This window comes from Hymenobacter segetis (assembly GCF_054776495.1).
Map to the genome: position 1 here is coordinate 121,379 of NZ_BAAHBV010000002.1, position 17,085 is coordinate 138,463.

A 17,085-nucleotide genomic window follows, 5' to 3' on the forward strand; every position below is an offset into this window, starting at 1 on the left:
TGTCATTCCGACGCAGGAGGAATCTGAGACAAACCATTTGAACAGTTTTCCCCAGATTCCTCCTGCGTCGGAATGACAGCTTGAAACGAAGACGGCCCCGGCTCTCCTTGCGGAGGCCGGGGCCGTCTTCGTTTCAGCTAAGGCCGAGGCTTATTGGCGGGTCACCTTGCGGGTGATGCTGCCGCCGGCCGTGGTGAGGCGCAGGACGTAGACACCGGCGGGCAGTTCGGGCAGACCGGCCAGGGCCTGGGGGGCGGCGCTCAGGGCCAGCTTGGCAGCGAACACCGGGCGGCCTGCCAGCGAGAGCAGCGTCACGGTTGTGGCCTGGGGCTCGATGGTGCCGGGCAGGGCTACCGACAGTTGGTTGGTGAAAGGATTGGGGTAGGCATCGGCGGTGGCGGGGGCAGTAGCAGCGGCAGCAGCAGTGCGGCTCAGGGCTACTACCGGCGAGTAGTTGGTGGTGCCGTCCAGGTCCACCTGGCGCAAGCGGTAGTAGCGGCGGCTGGCAGCCTGGGCAGCGGCCGAAGCATCGAGGTACTCGTAATTATGGGCTATGGTGCTGTTGCCGGCGGCGGCCAGCTCAGCTACAGCAGTGAAGGCGGTGCCATCGGCCGAGGCTTCAACCACGAAGCTGGCGCTGTTCAATTCCTGGGCGGTGGTCCAGCTCAGGCGGTTGCCGGCGCTGGTGGCCTGGCCGCCGAAGGCGCTGAGCACTACCGGCAGCGGAGCCGTGATGGAAGGCGCAGTGGCCGAAGTATTTTGCTCGTAGCGGTACACGGTGCCGTTGCCGTTGCCCACGAAGAGGTCGAGCAGGCCGTCGCCGTCGTAGTCGGTCACGGCCGGGGCCGCGTAGCCGCCGCTATTGCTGGGGTTAGTGCCCGAGTTACCCATATTGATAACCGTGGCGGCGGTACCAGCCGTGCTCAGGTTCTGCACGAAGCTAAAGGTAAGGGCGTTAACCGAAGTCTGGGTATAGAGCTGCACGTTGCCAACTATGTTGCCCACCAGCATATCGAGCTTGCCGTCGCCGTCGTAGTCGGTGATGAGGGGCTTGCTCACGTCGCCGGCATCGAGGATGGTCACGCCATCGGCCAGCTTGATGGTGGTGGCAGCGCTGAAGCCAGCCGTCGTGTTGTTGGTGCGGGCAAGCTGCTCGTAGCGGTTCAGGTAGCCGTTGTTGCTGCCCACGATGATATCAATCAGGCCGTCGTTGTCGATGTCGCCCACCGAAGGACGGGCGTAGGAGCCCTGGTTGGGGGTGCCTGAGGCGGTAACACCGTAGGGGTTGGCGAACAAGGTGGTGCCGGCACCCATTTTAAAAGCGTTGGTGCCCGTGCTGGCATTCTGCTCATAAATCATCACTTTGCCGGTTTCTTCGCCCACAATGATTTCCTGCAGGCCGTCGCCGTCGAGGTCGCTCACCGTCGGCTTGGCGTAGAGGCCCACATCGATGGTAGCACCGTTCGAGAACAAGGTAATAACCGTGCCCGTGGTGCTGAAAGCGCTGTTGGTGGCCGTCTGCTCGTAGTCAATCATGGTGCCGTCGCCCTGGCCCACCAGCAGTTCCAGCAGGCCATCCTTGTCTAGGTCGGCGGCTACGGGAGTCGAGAAGTTGCCGGCAGCGGTGGCGCTGGTAGCGTTGGTGTTCAGCTGGCCGTAGTTGCTGTTGGAGGAAACCCGGGTCACGCCCAAACGGGCCGCGCTTACTGCGGTGCCGGCGGCCGTGGTCAGCCGCACCCGGCCCGTGCCCGCAGCGGCCGGCACAATGAAGGTAGCCGTGGTAGCGGGCAAAGCACCGGCGGTAGCGCGAACGGCCTGACCGTTCAGCAGCACCGAAGTGAAGCCCGTGAGGTTAGTACCAGTGATGGTGACCGTAGCGCCGGGAGCCGCCGTGGTCGGCGTCATGCTGCTGATGGTGGGAGCCTGCGCCATGGCGGCGGCGGGCAGCAACAGGCCCAGCGTGGCCAGGCAAAACAGACGAGCGGCGGGAGTAGCAAGCGTAAACATAATGCTGATGATGAAGCGGAGTGTCTTGGGGAAGGGCCAGCTTATTTGTGGCCGTTTTGATGATACAAAGTTGGCCAAGGGCATCAGGCGGTATTTTTTCCTTCGTCTAAACCCGGCCGTTCCTCGGTGAATGGGGTGGTAATTCCCCGTGAGTGAAAACCGGACCCTTGGCCGACCAAAAAGCCGCTAATTATTACTTTGAGCGGGTTTTTACCGAGCTAATTCAGTTTTACCGGGCACTATCGACAAGTCATCGAGTGAAAGCGGCAGTTGGTCGGCATGCATACCTTAATTGCGGAACTGCCAACGTGGGAAAACCTGTGCCCCGGCTTACCTTCCGGCCGCTTTGCGGCAGCGCGGCGTGAAGCGCGTTTTTTCACGCTTTCACTTTTTAACCCCTCCCCTATGCCCTATCGCTACTTTCTGGCCTTCCTGCTGCTGATTCCCACCCTGAGCCGCGCCCAGGTCACCCCCATCGTGAGTAGCTGGCTGGTGAACACCACCGGGGCCACCGGCTACAACAACATCCCGAGCAACGTGCAGCGCGTGCAGTACTCGGCCGCCAACGTGTACATCACCTGCACGGGCATCCCGAGCTACGCCATCGGCGGCTGGGGCAACAATCCCAACGTGCCCACCAACCAGAACTTCGTGTTCAAAATAACCCGCACGCCCGCGCCCAACACCGGCACACCCACGGCCACGCCCCTAGGCCACACCGGCATCTGGAGCAACGGCGTGAGCCTCTTCAACGCCAAGGATGCCATGAGCTACAACGGCGCGGGCGTGTGGAACCAGAACGCCATCGTAGTAGAAGGCCCGGGCTTCGACTCCTGCCTGGGCCACCCCGCCCCCAACGGCGAGTATCACCACCACCTCAACCCGCGCTGCCTCTACAACGACCACGACAGCACCCGCCACGCCCCGCTCATCGGCTTCGCCCTCGATGGCTACCCCATCTACGGAGCCTACGGCTACGCCAATGCCAACGGCACCGGCCCCATCAAAAGCATGAAGACTTCGTACCGCGCCCGCAACATTACGGCCCGCACCACGCTGCCCGACGGCACCACGGCCCCCTCGGCCGGCCCCGCCATCAATGCGGCCAAGCCGCTGGGCTACTATGTAGAGGACTTTGAATACGTGGCCGGCCGCGGCGACCTGGACAGCCACAACGGCCGCTTCTGCGTGACGCCGGAGTACCCGGCCGGCACCTACGCCTACTTCGTCACCATCAACAGCCGGTACGAAGGCGCGTATCCTTACACGCCCGGCCCTACCTATTATGGGGTGATTCCGGCCGGGGCCATCGGCCCGCAATCGGGCCACGCCGTGGTGAATGAGCCGGTGACGACTTATGTGGTCACGGCTACTTTCCTGGCCGCCGGCCTGCAAGTGAGCGCCTACCCCAACCCGGCCAGCAGCACGCTGACGATAGCGCCCGAGGGTGGCGTTGCGAATGACTTGCGCGCCACGCTTTTCAACACGCTGGGCCAACCCGTTACGGCTGCGGTAGTCCTGCATCCGTCGGTGCCGGCGGAGCTCGATTTAACTGGGGTGGCGGCCGGCGTTTACTACCTTAAAGTGCAGGGCGCGGACGTTGGCGGCACCCAAAAAATTGTGGTGACACATTGATGCTGTTTAGCCTCACGCCGGGTTTTTCCGGATGATGTAGAAGCTCATTTCCTTGCGGGCCACAAATCCCAGGTGCTCATAGAGGCTGATTGCCCGCGTATTAGTGGATTTGACGTGCAGGAACGGGATGCCCGCTGCCGCAATAATGCGCCGGGCCTGGCGCTGAATGAGCTGGCCAGCGTAGCCCCGGCCCAAGTGGTCGGGGTGCGTACACACGGCGCTGATTTCGGCGTAGGGCGTCGGATTCATGCGCTGCCCGGCCATGGCCACGAGCTCATTGCCTTCAAAAATGCCTTCGTAATGCCCAAACGCAATGGTGTTGGGGAAAAACGGACCAGGGTTGGTTTGCCGGGTGAGGGCCAGCATGGCGGGCACGTGCGCCGGCCCCAACGGAATAGCGGGCGGGCCTTCCAATGCGCCGACGGCCGGCGGCCGTTCCTGCACCATTTGCAATACGGCCATGTGCTGCACCACTTCCCAACGGGCCGGAATGGCCAGCGCCACCGGGCTCACCACGCCCAGCAGGCGCTCGGCGGGCACGCGGGCGTGCAGCAGGTCAAAGGCTTGTGGCGTAAAAGTCTCGAACCCAGCAAAGGGCGACACGTCGTCGGCAAAGTATTTCACCTGCGCCGAGCCGGCATCCAGGGGCTTATTGCCCGAAATCAACGCGTTCCAGACGGGGTTATCGAGTAGGTGGGGCATGGCGGTTCGGCGTTTTAGCGCGGGCCCGAAAGTACGCTTTTCGCCCTTGGCGCGGTCCTAAAAGCCGGGGTATTCGAAGTCCAGCGCCACGCCGTAGGCGGTTGTTCGGCCGTACAGGGCTGAAATTCCGGCCAGTGCCTGGTCCAGCATCTGCGCCGATGGCTCGGGGCCTAAAGCCGGCAGCATCCGGCTCAGCGCCTTCGAGTCGCTCAGCAGCCGGTCGGGCACCAGCCGCAGGCCGTGCCGCGTGGGCAGCGGCGCACTGGTTGCGGCCAGGGCATAGGCCCGGCTGCGCCCGGTACGCGAATAGGCATCCATGGCCAGCGCCAGGGCTATTTCGTCGACGCCGGGTGCCACCGGCACGCCGATGGTTTGCCGGGCGTGGAACCAGCCATTGGTAAAATTCACCGCGACCAACGCCCGAAGATTAACGCCAAAATGCGGGTGAAACACCTCGCTGTTGTGGCGCGGGCTCCAGTCGGCCAGGCCCAAACGCCGGGCCAGGGCGGCGGCCTGCTCGGTACCAGCAATGGCTTCCACCAGCGCCAGCGAAACGGGCATGGCGGCGCTGATGCCGGCGCTGGAAATGAATTTGCCATCGGCCACGTAGCGAGTGTTGGGCAGCCAGGTGGTGGCCGGGTATTTCTCTTTGCGCAGGCTTTCGGTGGCCCAATGGCCGGTGGCGCGGTGGCCGGTTAGCAGGCCGGTATTGGCCACCACCAGCACCCCATCGCAGATGCTGACAATGGTGCTGCCCTTGCCGGCCTGCGCCGTAATCCAGGCCAGTAGCGTGGGGTCGGCACTTTTCACCACGGCGGGCACCACTACATAATCTGCGCCATCAGGAAAGAACGTATCAAACTGCTGGATAGTGGCTTCCGGCTGCAGCTTCAGGGCCGGGCGCATGGTGAGCAGGCCGGGCTGGGTGGCCACGGCCACCATTTCGACGGCCCCGGACTGAGCCAGCACACCGTAGGGAATCACGAAATCGGTCAGCTCAGTACCACTGTTCTCGCCAACTACGGCCACCACCGGCCGGAGTCGGCCGAAACGGGCGTGATAGGGCGCAATTTGCTCGGTTTGCGGTGCCGTAGCTGGCCCGGTGGGCGGCGTGTTCAGGGTACTGAATAGAGCCGTTGCGGCAACGGTGCCGGCCAGCAGGAGACGAAAAAGCATGGGCATGGGAATGGCCGTGGCAGCTAAGCCCAGGCAGTTTATTAGTCAGAAATCGAGTTGAAATCAGCCCGTCACGGGCTTGGGCAGAATGCGCTGGAGCTGCCGCACGTTGCGGAAGCCGCATTGGGCCGCGATGGCTTCGCGGGTCAGGGCCGGGTTGCGGTGCAGGGTGCGGGCCAGCTCCTGGCGCAGGGCAGTGGTGTATTCGTTGAGCGTGAGCCCGGTGGCCTGCCGGAAGGTGCGGGTAAGCGTGCGCGGGCTCATATGCACCAGTTCGGCCAGGGTGTCGAGGGTGGCCCCGGCGGCCAGGTTATCGGTAAGCCAGTCCTGGACGTGGTGCACGGCCGAATTGAGGTGGCTGCGGTAGTCGAGGTAGATGCTCTGCTGGCTGTGGCCGGCCCCGCGCCGGGCGTACACCACCAACTCGCGGGCTATTTTGGTGGCGAATAATGGCCCGTGGGCTTCTTCCAACAGGTACAGGGCCAGGTCGATACCGGCCGTGATTCCCGCGCTGGTGTACAGGTTTGCGGCCTGCACAAATAGCTGGTCGGCCTGGGCCAGCACCAGCGGGTAGCGCGCCTGCAATTCTGCCAGGCGCTTCCAGTGCGTGGTGCATTTGCGGCCGTCCAGCAGCCCGGCCTCGGCCAGGATAAACGCGCCGGTGCACACCGAGCAAATGCGGATGCCCCGCGCGTACTGCTCGCGCAGCCAGGCAAAAAAGCCGCTTCCCTCCTGCCTGAACGCGGCGGAGCGCAGGTATTCCATGTCCACCCCGGGCACGAAAATGAAATCGCCGGCTTCAACCTGAACATCCTCAACAGGCACCAGCGGCCCCAGGCCCAAACCGGCCGAGCTGGTGCTCACAGCACCGGCATAGGAACAATACGTAAGCTGATACGGCCGGCCATATTCGGCCGCTTCGTAGAAAACCTGCACCGGTCCCGTTAAATCGAGCAGGTGCACGCCCGGCGGCACTACAAACACAACGTGGGGCAAGATTTTCATTTATATGGTTGAATTTCTGAGTCAAAAGTACTGGCTCAGAAATTCAACCATCCGCCATTCACCGGACATATCCAGACAACGTTTTTACAGCCGCTCGCGCACCTGGCGCAGCACCCGCTCCACTTCGTTGCGCATGTCGCCGCTGTCCACCACGTGGTTGTTGTTCATGAAGGTGAAGGCCACCAGCCGGCCGCTTTTGGTGCGTAGGTAGCCGCACACGTTGAGGTTGTTGCTGAGGGTGCCGGTTTTGCCCCACACCCAGGGGCCGGTGGCATCGTGGTAGCGCTTGCGCAGGGTGCCCTGGCCGCCGCCGGCCGCCAGCAGACTCAGCAGGCGGCGCTCGGGTACTTCCTGGTGCAGCTTGAGCAGCAGCGCGGTGAGGGTGCGCGGCGTGATGAGGTTGAGGCGCGAGAGGCCGGAGCCATCGACCCAGAAAACCGGGTCGGGCAGGCCGGTGAGCAGGTTTTTGCGGGCGTAGCGAATCACGCGGCCAGTGCTGAGCGAGTCGTGCTTCCCGATTTTGGTGCTGCACATCAGCAGCAGCTGCTCGGCCAGGAAGTTGTCGCTCACGCGCAGCATGCGGCGGTAGAGGGAGTCGACGCGCAGCCCGTTGAGTGTCCGGATAGAGTCCAGCCCCGGCCGGGGCCGCCAGATGGCCCCGGTGGTGGCACGGCGCAGGGTGTCGCCCAGCAGCCGCAGCATCAGCCCGCTGCTGGTCACGAAGGGGGTTTCATCGACCCACTTTTTGGTGGTAGGCAGCACGTAGAAGCGGTTTTCGTGCAAAGCCCGGATGACGTGCGTGTCCTTATCTAGTCCCGGCGTAAGCAAATCTGGGCCGGCCGGCCCCACCAGCGGCGCGAAAAAGCGCGGCAGCACCCGCACCCGCGACTGCGCCGCCAGTCCCGGGCGCACGGCCGCCACGCCCCCAGCGCGGGCCGGCGGGGGCGGCGTGGCGTAAAAGCGCACGGTGTTGCCGTAAATTGGGAAGGCATCGCGCTCAGGCTGGAAATAGTAGCCGTAGTCGTCCCAGGTCCAGCTGGGGCCGAAGGGGGCCACGCAGGCTATGGCGCAATAGGCCAGGCTTTTTTCGGGCCGGTGCAGCAGGAAATTGAAGGCGCGGCGGCTGGGCACGTCGCCGTGCAGCAGGGTGGGGTCGCCGGTGCCCTGGAAAAACAGGGTGTCGTTGCGGCTGAAATAGCGCAGGCTGGGCAGCGAGTCGCCGAGCAGGTGCAGGCCGGTGTAGAAGCTGAACAGCTTCATGTTGCTGGCCGGCGTGAAATACTTGGTTTCCTGAAAGCCGTAGAATGGCCGGGTGCTGTCGGCGTAGGCCAGGCTCATGCCCACCTGGTGCTGGGCTAGCACCGGCGAGGCCGCCAGCAGCGAATCGAGCCAGGGCAGGCGCGGGCCGGGCAGCGGCGCGGCGGCCACCGGTGGCTTCTCGGGAGCCTGGGCGCAGGCCGATAATTGGGTGGTACCAATAGTAAGTAGCAGCAGGAAATAGAGCGGACGTAGCATGGGCCGCAACTTACGCAGCAAACGGGGCTGGGGTGGCTTTTTGGGGGAGAATTTGCGCGTTTAAAATGATAAACAGGCCGTCATGCTGAGCGCAGTCGAAGCATCTCTACCGCGCAACGAATCAGATTTAGTATTGCGGTAGAGATGCTTCGACTGCGCTCAGCATGACGGCCTGCGTGAGGTTATATAAATCAAAATCCCTCCCACTCGGTTGTTGTCAACTTTTCCATCATACGCAGAAAGCAACCGCATATTATGTCCACTAACGCCCTCTTCGCGCCCTTCGCGCTGAAATCCCTCCAACTCAAAAACCGCATTGTGATGGCCCCCATGACCCGCTCCTTCTCGCCCAACGGCGTGCCGGGCGCGGACGTGGCCGCCTACTACCGCCGCCGCGCCGAGGGCCAGGTCGGCCTCATCCTTTCCGAAGGCACGGTGGTCGAGCGCCCGGCCTCGTCCAACGACCCCAACATCCCGCATTTCTACGGCGAAGCCGCGCTGGCCGGCTGGCAGCACGTCATCGACGAAGTGCACGCCGCCGGGGGCAAAATGGGCCCGCAGCTCTGGCACATGGGCGTGATGGCCGAGCACCGCTCGGGCTGGAAGCCGTCGGAAAACTTCGAAGGGCCCTCTGGCCTCATCAAGCCTGGCCAAGCCACCGGCAAGGCCATGACCGAAAACGATATCACTGACACCATCGCCGCCTTTGCCCGTGCCGCCGCCGATACCAAGCGCCTGGGCTTCGACTGCCTGGAGCTGCACGGGGCGCACGGCTACCTCATCGACCAGTTTTTCTGGGCCGGCCTGAACGAGCGCACCGATGCCTACGGTGGCGACAACCTCACCCAGCGCAGCCGCCTCGCCGTGGAATTAGTGAAGGAGGTACGCCGGGCGGTAGGCGAGGATTTCGTCATCAGCCTGCGCCTCTCGCAGTGGAAGCAGCAGGACTACACCGCCAAACTGGCCCACACACCCCAGGAAATGGAAGCCTGGCTCCAGCCCCTGGCTGAGGCCGGCGTGGACATTTTCCACTGCTCGCAGCGCCGCTTCTGGGAGCCCGAGTTCGAAAGCGAAGGCTCCGATTTGAACTTCGCCGGTTGGGTGAAAAAGCTCACCGGCAAAACCACCATCACCGTGGGCTCGGTGGGCCTCTCGGGCGAATTCCTGGCCGGCTTCGCGGGCGAAGCGTCCGAGCCGCAGGGCATTGAGGAGCTGCTGCGCCGGCTCGACCGCAACGAATTCGACCTCGTGGCCGTGGGCCGCCAGCTGATTGTGGACCCGAACTGGGTGGAGAAAATCGAGCAGGGCCGCGCCGACGAGATGGTAGGCTTCAGCCGCGAGGCGCTGCGCACATTGGTGTAATATTCCGGCAGGTGAGCGGGCCGCTTTTCGGGGCTTGAAAAACGTAGAATCCCAGTCGCCCGGCAACGCGGTGGCTGGGATTTTTTGCTATAGAGCGATTCGCAGGAGAGTGTACGATGTAGGGGCGGGGCCTGCCCCCGCCCCTACACCGGCCTGAGCAGCCCATGATGGCCCTGAAACATATTCGCATTTTTTTACAGATATGTTTCAAACCTTGAAACATATTCCTTATTTTTAGTCGAATAAGTTTCAAGCCACTCCCGCTTCATGGCCCGCCCTTCCAATTTCCCCGATTCCCGGCTGGCCGTTATGCGGCAGTACCTGGGCCTGCCGCAGCAGGAACTGGCCGACTTTCTGGGCATCAGCCGTAGCCTGCTGGCCAACCTCGAAGCCAACCGGCGCGCCATGAGTCGGGCGGTGCACGAGCGCGCCGCGCCCCTGCTGGCTCTGGTACCCGATGGCGCGCTGCACTTGGTGCTGGGCATCCCGGAGCCGCCCCCCGCCCTGCCCACCGCGCCGGCCCCCGGCCCCCTCGAAGCCCGCCGCGCCTACTGCGTGTGGCGGGCGGCCAACCTGCGTTACGAGCTACGCTCCCTGCACCAGCGGGCCGCCGTGGGCCTGCGCTGGCAAGCTGCCCTGCCCGCACTGCTGGCTGCCCTGCCCCCGGCCGCGCCCGACCCTGCTCCGCCCGGCGACTGGTCGCGCTTCACCTACCCGCGCGAGCTCGCGCAACTCTGGGCCACCGCCTTCACGCCCGACGATGCGGCCCGTTTTCACCTGCTCCGGTTGCAGGCCGAAGCGCTGGAGACGGAAGCGGCGGCACTGGCCGCGCTCCTCGCGGAGTAGCAACTCCACAACGTACTGAAACCCGAAAGCAGGCGGCGCGGCAGCAGCTGTTTCTGGCGGGGAACGGGCTACTTCAGCACTGCGGCCTCGGGCTGCCCGGCCGATGCGGCGGCCACCGGGGCGGTCCCGAACCGGGCCTTCAGCTCGTCGTAGGCGGCGGGCGAAATGGCCAGGTGCTGCACCACGGTGGCCGTCGATTCGGAGGCTTTGCCTTTGTCGTCGACTTTGGGGGTCACGTTTTCCAGCGTCAGGTACTGGCAGCCGGGGTCGTTGGCCACGCGGTGCAGCTTGAGGCGGGCAAAGGGGGCTACTGCGGACTGCGCTACGTGGGGCAGCAGGGTCCGGAACTGGCCGGTTTCGAGAGAGGCCCGGGTTTGGGCCGCATCGTGGGCGTAGGCAATTGGATGGGCCAGGGCTTCTTCATCGGCCCACTCGTTGGTGAGCTCCGAGAAAGGCTCATCGGCCTGCGAGCTGGCCATCAGGTAAGCCCCGCCGAGTATGATGACCAGCTCAACCACCCACACAAACCACAGAAACGCGCCCGAGGGCGTAGCTCCTTTTAAAGACCAAGTACCCGTTGCGTTGATTTTGTCAATGGCGGCCCACATCGCGGCCGGATGGGTGAGCACATCCCCAAACAGGGCCGCGCTGAACGAGGTGCTGGTATCGGCATCGCGGCCGGTGCCGGTGGTTTCGGTATTGAAGAGCAGCGTGAGGTACACGCTCCACTCCAGGTAGATAGCGGCCAGGCCCACCAACACGGCCAGCACGGCCACACCTTTGGGGCTACGCAGCTTGCCGGCGCGCGCCAGCAGCAGCAAAATCCCGCCCAATACCAACCCAAAACCCAGGCAGATAAAGAAGTTGATGTAGACAAACGGAATGTACCAGACGGCATATATGTAGACGAATGCCAGCACGGCCGCCGCCAGCACACCACCCAGCAAAAACAGTAGCACGCCCCCAAGGGGCATTTTATTGGAAGGCTGGTAATAAAGACTCATGCGAAAGGGAAGAGGTGAAAGGAAACCGGCCGCAATAAACGAATAACGCCGGGCCGCCACAGCGGCTCGTGCCCTTCAGTGCAACAGCGCTACCGGGGCTGGCCCCGCCCCTACCGTTCGATGTGCTTCACCTTGGCCTCGTCCAAATCGAGCTGGGCTTCCTGCTGGCGCAATACTTCCTCATCGAACGAGTCGTGGTGGCGCAGGTGCTCCAGCGCCTCGCGCTCCACTTGCAGCACGTCGAGCAGTACCATGTGGTACTGGCGCAGGGCATCGCGGCCCGACTCATCTACTTCCAGCGAATTGAGGGTGCGGGTGGTGAGGCTAACCTCGGTTTCCATGCGCTGCTGGAGGCGGGCCACCAGCTCATTGGCGGCCAACTCGGCGGGGTACTGACGCTTCAGGTGTTTCACGGCGGCGGTGCGCAGGTGCAGGCGCACACCGGCCTCCTGCTCTTCAAGGGGCGTACTATCGTCGCGCTCGGCTATTCTGGTGAAGCGGATGATGGCCGGCAGCGAAAGGCCCTGGAGCACCAGCGTGACCAGAATGACCACGAAGGTGATGAACAGAATCAGGTTGCGCTGCGGAAACGCCTGCCCATCGGCCGCCAGCAGCGGCACCGACAGCGCCGAGGCCAGCGACACCACCCCGCGCATGCCCGCCCAGCCCAGCACCAGCGTGCCCTGCCAGCCCGGACTGGGCTCGCTGTTGCGGATGCTCCGGCTCAAAAAACGCGGAATAAAAGCCGCCGGATACATCCACAGCAGCCGAATCACAATCACCAGCCCGCTCATCAGCAAGCCGTAGGTAATGGCCTGTTGCAAGGAATAATTGCCCAACCCTTCCACCGCAATGGGCAGCTGCAAGCCGATGAGGATAAACACCAGCCCATTGAGCACGAAGCTCACGCTGGCCCATACGCTGTTGGCCTGCAGGCGCGTATTGGCATCGAACACCCGGTGCGATAAATGCGAAAGCAACAGCCCGCCGCTCACCACCGCCAGCACGCCCGAAAAGTGAAATTCCTCGGCCAGCAGGTACATCACGTAGGGCGCCATGAAGGTGAGTACCGTGTTGATGCTGGGCGTGGTGGGCAGGTATTTATGGATGAGGAAAAAGCCATACGCCACGCCCAGCCCCACCACCAGCCCCATGCCGCTGGTCAGCAAAAAGCTGGTGGCTGCCTTCTGCCATACAAACGCCCCCGAAAGCACCGCCAGCAGCGCAAACCGGAACACAATCAAGCTGCTGGCGTCATTAATCAAGCTCTCCCCTTCGAGAATGGCCGTCACCCGCCGGGGCACCTTGATGCCGCGCAGCACCGACGTGGCCGCCACGGCATCGGGCGGCGAAATAATGCCGCCCAGCAAAAACCCCAGCCCCAGTGTGAACCCTGGAATGACGGCCCGCGCCACATACGCCACGATGAGCGAGGTGAACGCCACCAGCCCGAACGCGAGCAGCCCAATGGCTCGCCGCCAGCGCCAGAAGTCTTTCCAGGAAGTATTCCAGGCCGCTTCGTAGAGCAGCGGCGGCAGGAAAATCAGGAAAATCAAATCCGGCGCGATGGCCACGCGCGGCAGGCCGGGCACAAAACTCAGCCCCAGTCCGCCCAGCACCAGGAAAATGGGGTAGGAAATGCCCAGCTTCTGCCCCAGCATCACCAGAAGAAACACGGCGAACAGCAGGCCGAGAATGAGGAGTAAGCTTTCGTGCAGCATAGGGCCGGGACTGGGTTCAACAACCCAAAGAAACGCTAGGCGAAGCAAGTGCGTTGGATAGCTATAGAACGTCATGCAGAGCGCAGCGAAGCATCTTTACCGCAGTAGTAAATCAAATTACTATTGCGGTAGAGATGCTTCGCTGCGCTCTGCATGACGGGCTTATTGTATCAGCCGATGCCCACACCCGGCTCCGTTCACCTGAAATTTCTCTTAGAAATGCCACAGCTTCCGCCCCACCGTCGGGCGCCTGGGCCTATCGAAAAGCACCACGTAGAGCACCCCCAGCAAGGGCGTGAGCAATAGAGCCGTTAGCAGGCGCAGGTGCCAGTAATGCACCGGGGCCAGGCCCCAGGATTGGACGAGGTGATTGATGAAATTTGCCATTAATAAATGTACGCATTTCCCCAATCGTTTGCAATACCAGATGCGGGATGGCGCGTGAGTTGTTGCGGCAACTGCCGTTTGCCACTGGTTTTGGGGTGAGGCACGGACCGAAATAATTCACATTCAGCTTTTCAGGCCGGTGCGGCTGGGCCGCGTGGGTCGTTACTTTGCCCAAAAGTCCTTGTTGCGGATGGCCCAATTCTGCGGCTCCTAACTTTTTATTTCTCTTCCAGTCTTTTACTATGCCTCACTTCTCCCCATTTATTGTTGCACGCCCGGCCCGCCCTCTGGCGACTCTGGGACTGCTGCTGGCCACGGCCGGCGCGGCCCACGCGCAGATGCCGGCACCGGCTAGCTTCGCCATGCCTAGTGTTTATTCAACTGGTGCCTATAGCAGTCCCAGTGATGTTGCTGTGGCCGACTTAAACAACGATGGCCAGCCGGACATCGTGACAGCCAACGGGGGTACCAACGCCGTGGGGGTACTGCTGGGGCAAGCCGGCGGGGGCTTTGCCGCCGTCACCTCTTACTCAGCCGGCACCAACAGCCAGCCCGCGAGTGTGGCGGTGTCCGACGTGAACGGCGACGGCCGCCCCGACATCGTGACGGCCAACCTCATTGGCAGCTCAGCCGGGGTGCTGCTGGGACAAGTCGGCGGGGGATTTGCCGCCGTCAGCACCTACCCTACCGGAGCCAACAGCAACCCACGTAGCGTGGTTGTGGCTGACATAAACCAGGATGGGCGAGTTGACCTCGTAACAGCAAACTACTACAGCAACTCAGCCGGGGTGCTGCTGGGACAGGCCGGTGGGGGATTTGCCGCCGTTAGCACCTATTCGACGGGCATTGGTCCCGCTGGTGTGGCTGTGGCTGATGTTAACAGCGACGGACGGCTGGATATTGTGACATCTAACTACAACAACGGAACCGGCGCCGTGGGGGTGCTGCTGGGGCTGGCCAGTGGGGGATTTGCCGCCGTCAACTCTTACTCGGCTGGCGGTAACTTTCCCAATGATGTGGCCGTGGCCGACGTGAACGGCGATAGCCGATTAGACATCGTGACGGCCAACAACGGAACCGGCACCGTGGGGGTGCTGCTGGGGCAGGTCAGTGGGGGATTTGCTACTGTCAGCACTTATCCCAGCGGCTCTGACCTCCGCAGCGTGGCCGTGGCCGACATGAATGGCGATGGCCGACGGGATATCGTGACGACCAATTCCAGTGCCGGCACCGTGGGGGTGCTGCTGGGGTTGGCCAGTGGGGGATTTGCCGCCGTCAGCAACTACTTAACCGCCACTATTCGTGATTATCCCATTGGCATAGCCGTAGCAGATGTGAATGGTGATGGCCGACTTGATATCGTGGCCGCCAACTCTGGTAATGGCACGGCCGGGGTATTACTCAACACTGGCACTTTTACGCCCCTGGCCGCCGCGCCCGGTGCCGAAGTAGCCGAGGCATCCCTGTTTCCCAACCCGGCGCACGGCGGCTTCAAGGTGCAGCTGCCCGCCGCCCGGGGTGCCGCTTCTGCGCGAGCTGAATTGCTGAATGCGCTAGGCCAGGTAGTGTGTCAGCAAGACGCCGGGCTACTTGCCGACGAAACATTTTCCTTTGCCACCACCGGCCTGGCCCCGGGCTTGTACACCCTGCGGGTGCAGGCCGGCAGCCACACGCTAACCAAGCGCGTGGTGCTCGAATAACTTGCCAACAGCCGATACTCTTACTCTTACTGATAGAAAGCCCCGTTGCCGCTCGGCAGCTGGGGCTTTTTTGGCGATGATGGAGAGCAACCAGAGCCGTAGCGACTCAGGCCATTGCGTATCATAGTGGCTGGCCGGCGCGCAATGGCCGGCGCTTTTCCCCGGCTTCCCAACTTCCGCTGCCGTACTTTTGACTCCCGTCATGCCCGAACGCTCCAACCCCTCCCCCTCCGCGTCGGCAGCGAAATACATTTTCGTTACCGGCGGCGTCACTTCTTCACTCGGCAAAGGAATTATTTCCGCCTCGCTGGCCAAGCTTTTGCAGGCCCGCGGGTTCCGAGTCACCATCCAGAAGTTCGACCCCTACATCAACATCGACCCCGGTACGCTCAACCCGTACGAGCACGGCGAGTGCTACGTGACCGACGACGGGGCCGAAACCGACCTCGACCTCGGCCACTACGAGCGGTTCCTGAACACGCCCACCTCGCAGGCCAACAACGTCACCACCGGCCGCATCTACGACCACGTCATCCGCCGCGAGCGCGAAGGCGCGTTCCTCGGTAAAACCGTGCAGGTAGTGCCCCACATCACCGACGAAATCAAGCGGCGCATGCTATTGCTGGGCCAGAACGGCCAGTTCGACGTGGTCATCACCGAAATCGGCGGCTGCATCGGCGACATCGAGAGCCTGCCCTTCGTGGAGGCCGTGCGCCAGCTCCGCTGGGAGCTGCCCGATGCCGACTCGCTGGTTATCCATCTCACGCTGGTGCCGTATCTGAAAGCCGCTGGGGAGCTCAAAACCAAGCCCACGCAGCACTCGGTGCGCGATTTGCGCGAGGCCGGCCTCCAGCCCGACATCCTCGTCTGCCGCACCGAGCACCCCATGCCGCCCGAGATGCGCCGCAAAATCGCGCTGTTCTGCAACGTCAAAATCAACTCGGTTATCGAAAGCCTCGATGCCGACAGCATTTATTCGGTACCCTTGCTGATGCGCAAAGAGGGCCTCGATGAGCGGGTTATCAAGCGCCTGAAGCTGACCGGCGGCACCTTGCAGCCCGATTTGGAAGCTTGGAAAGACTTCCTCGGCAAGCTGAAAAACCCCACCGAGGAAGTGACCATTGCCCTCGTGGGCAAGTACGTGGAGCTGCCCGATGCCTACAAATCCATCAACGAAGCCTTCGTGCACGCCGGCGCCCAGAACGAGTGCAAGGTGACGGTACGCAGCATTCAATCGGATAACATCACGCCCGAAAACATCGCCGGCCTGCTCCACGGCTGCGACGGCGTGCTGGTAGCCCCCGGCTTCGGCGAGCGGGGTTTTGAAGGCAAAATCGTGGCCGTGCGCTACGTGCGGGAGCACAACATTCCGTTCTTCGGCATCTGCCTGGGCATGCAGGTGGCCGTGGTGGAGTACGCCCGCAACGTCCTCGGAATGCTCGATGCCAACTCGACCGAGATGGACGCCCTCACGCCCAACCCCGTGGTGGCCATGATGGAAGAGCAGAAAAACGTGACCCTGAAAGGTGGCACCATGCGCCTCGGCGCTTACGCCTGCGACCTGCGCCGCGGCTCGAAAGTCGCCAAAGCCTACGCCAAAAACCACATCAGCGAGCGCCACCGCCACCGCTACGAGTTCAATAACCAGTACCTGAAGCAGTTCGAGGACTCCGGCCTGCAAGCCACCGGCACCAACCCAGAAACCGGCTTGGTGGAGGTAATTGAGCTGCCCACGCACCCCTGGTTCGTGGCCGGCCAGTTCCACCCCGAGCTGAAAAGCACCGTGGAGCAGCCGCACCCGCTGTTCGTACGGTTTGTGCGGGCAGCCATCCAACATAGGAAGGGTTAAGTCGTCTGCATCGTCGCGAGTCGCCTGTCATCCTGAGCAGAGCGAAGGACCTTATCACCGCTGAACGGGTTTGCTGTAATGGCAGACAATGAAACGCGATAAGGTCCTTCGCAAGCTCAGGATGACAGGCGACTTCATTCTTCATTCCTAATTCCTCATTCTTCCTTGAGCGCAGC

The 17,085-nt window shown here is 62.8% G+C and carries 13 protein-coding genes; 5 read left to right on the forward strand and 8 right to left on the reverse strand.

All coding sequences use genetic code 11. From position 1 onward, the window contains the following. Nucleotides 1-150: 150 nt before the first annotated feature. Entirely contained in the window at nucleotides 151-2,007 is a 1,857-nt protein-coding gene (locus ACYU70_RS11195) for an FG-GAP-like repeat-containing protein (protein ID WP_342296571.1), read from the reverse strand. A gap of 405 nt (nucleotides 2,008-2,412) precedes the next feature. Here ACYU70_RS11195 and ACYU70_RS11200 point away from each other — a divergent pair, with 405 nt between their 5' ends. Continuing rightward, entirely contained in the window at nucleotides 2,413-3,642 is a 1,230-nt protein-coding gene (locus tag ACYU70_RS11200) for a YHYH protein (protein WP_342296570.1), read from the forward strand. Between the two features lie 12 nt (nucleotides 3,643-3,654). Here ACYU70_RS11200 and ACYU70_RS11205 read toward each other — a convergent pair whose 3' ends face one another. The 4 genes from ACYU70_RS11205 to ACYU70_RS11220 form a co-directional block, all read right to left on the reverse strand. Then, a complete protein-coding gene (locus tag ACYU70_RS11205) occupies nucleotides 3,655-4,344 on the reverse strand; it encodes a GNAT family N-acetyltransferase (RefSeq protein ID WP_342296569.1) in 690 nt (229 codons plus the stop codon). A 57-nt stretch (nucleotides 4,345-4,401) separates the two neighbouring features. Next, on the reverse strand, nucleotides 4,402-5,520 hold the full coding sequence (locus ACYU70_RS11210) for a DJ-1/PfpI family protein (protein WP_342296568.1): 1,119 nt from the start codon (nucleotides 5,518-5,520) through the stop codon (nucleotides 4,402-4,404). Nucleotides 5,521-5,583: 63 nt separating this feature from the next. After that, complete coding sequence (locus ACYU70_RS11215; RefSeq protein WP_342296567.1) at nucleotides 5,584-6,525, reverse strand: GlxA family transcriptional regulator; 942 nt, start codon at nucleotides 6,523-6,525, stop codon at nucleotides 5,584-5,586. Nucleotides 6,526-6,609: 84 nt separating this feature from the next. Further along, complete coding sequence (locus ACYU70_RS11220) at nucleotides 6,610-8,040, reverse strand: D-alanyl-D-alanine carboxypeptidase (protein ID WP_342296566.1); 1,431 nt, start codon at nucleotides 8,038-8,040, stop codon at nucleotides 6,610-6,612. A 255-nt stretch (nucleotides 8,041-8,295) separates the two neighbouring features. On the opposite strand from ACYU70_RS11220, the gene ACYU70_RS11225 reads away from it, so the two are divergent. Next, nucleotides 8,296-9,402 (forward strand): NADH:flavin oxidoreductase, encoded by a 1,107-nt coding sequence (locus ACYU70_RS11225; protein ID WP_342296565.1) that lies wholly within the window; start codon nucleotides 8,296-8,298, stop codon nucleotides 9,400-9,402. 267 nt (nucleotides 9,403-9,669) lie between these two features. Further along, nucleotides 9,670-10,248, forward strand: a complete 579-nt coding sequence (locus tag ACYU70_RS11230; RefSeq protein WP_342296564.1) for a helix-turn-helix domain-containing protein — start codon at nucleotides 9,670-9,672, stop codon at nucleotides 10,246-10,248. A 68-nt stretch (nucleotides 10,249-10,316) separates the two neighbouring features. Here ACYU70_RS11230 and ACYU70_RS11235 read toward each other — a convergent pair whose 3' ends face one another. The 3 genes from ACYU70_RS11235 to ACYU70_RS11245 form a co-directional block, all read right to left on the reverse strand. Further along, nucleotides 10,317-11,252, reverse strand: coding sequence for a hypothetical protein (locus ACYU70_RS11235; RefSeq protein WP_342296563.1), 936 nt, complete (start codon nucleotides 11,250-11,252; stop codon nucleotides 10,317-10,319). A gap of 110 nt (nucleotides 11,253-11,362) precedes the next feature. Then, the gene (locus ACYU70_RS11240; RefSeq protein WP_342296562.1) at nucleotides 11,363-12,973 is read right to left on the reverse strand and encodes a Na+/H+ antiporter; all 1,611 of its coding nucleotides are present in this window, start codon (nucleotides 12,971-12,973) and stop codon (nucleotides 11,363-11,365) included. A 213-nt stretch (nucleotides 12,974-13,186) separates the two neighbouring features. After that, the gene (locus ACYU70_RS11245) at nucleotides 13,187-13,360 is read right to left on the reverse strand and encodes a hypothetical protein (protein ID WP_342296561.1); all 174 of its coding nucleotides are present in this window, start codon (nucleotides 13,358-13,360) and stop codon (nucleotides 13,187-13,189) included. A 242-nt stretch (nucleotides 13,361-13,602) separates the two neighbouring features. On the opposite strand from ACYU70_RS11245, the gene ACYU70_RS11250 reads away from it, so the two are divergent. Then, nucleotides 13,603-15,060, forward strand: a complete 1,458-nt coding sequence (locus ACYU70_RS11250; protein ID WP_342296560.1) for an FG-GAP-like repeat-containing protein — start codon at nucleotides 13,603-13,605, stop codon at nucleotides 15,058-15,060. A 202-nt stretch (nucleotides 15,061-15,262) separates the two neighbouring features. Continuing rightward, complete coding sequence (locus ACYU70_RS11255; protein ID WP_342296559.1) at nucleotides 15,263-16,909, forward strand: CTP synthase; 1,647 nt, start codon at nucleotides 15,263-15,265, stop codon at nucleotides 16,907-16,909. Nucleotides 16,910-17,085: the final 176 nt, after the last annotated feature.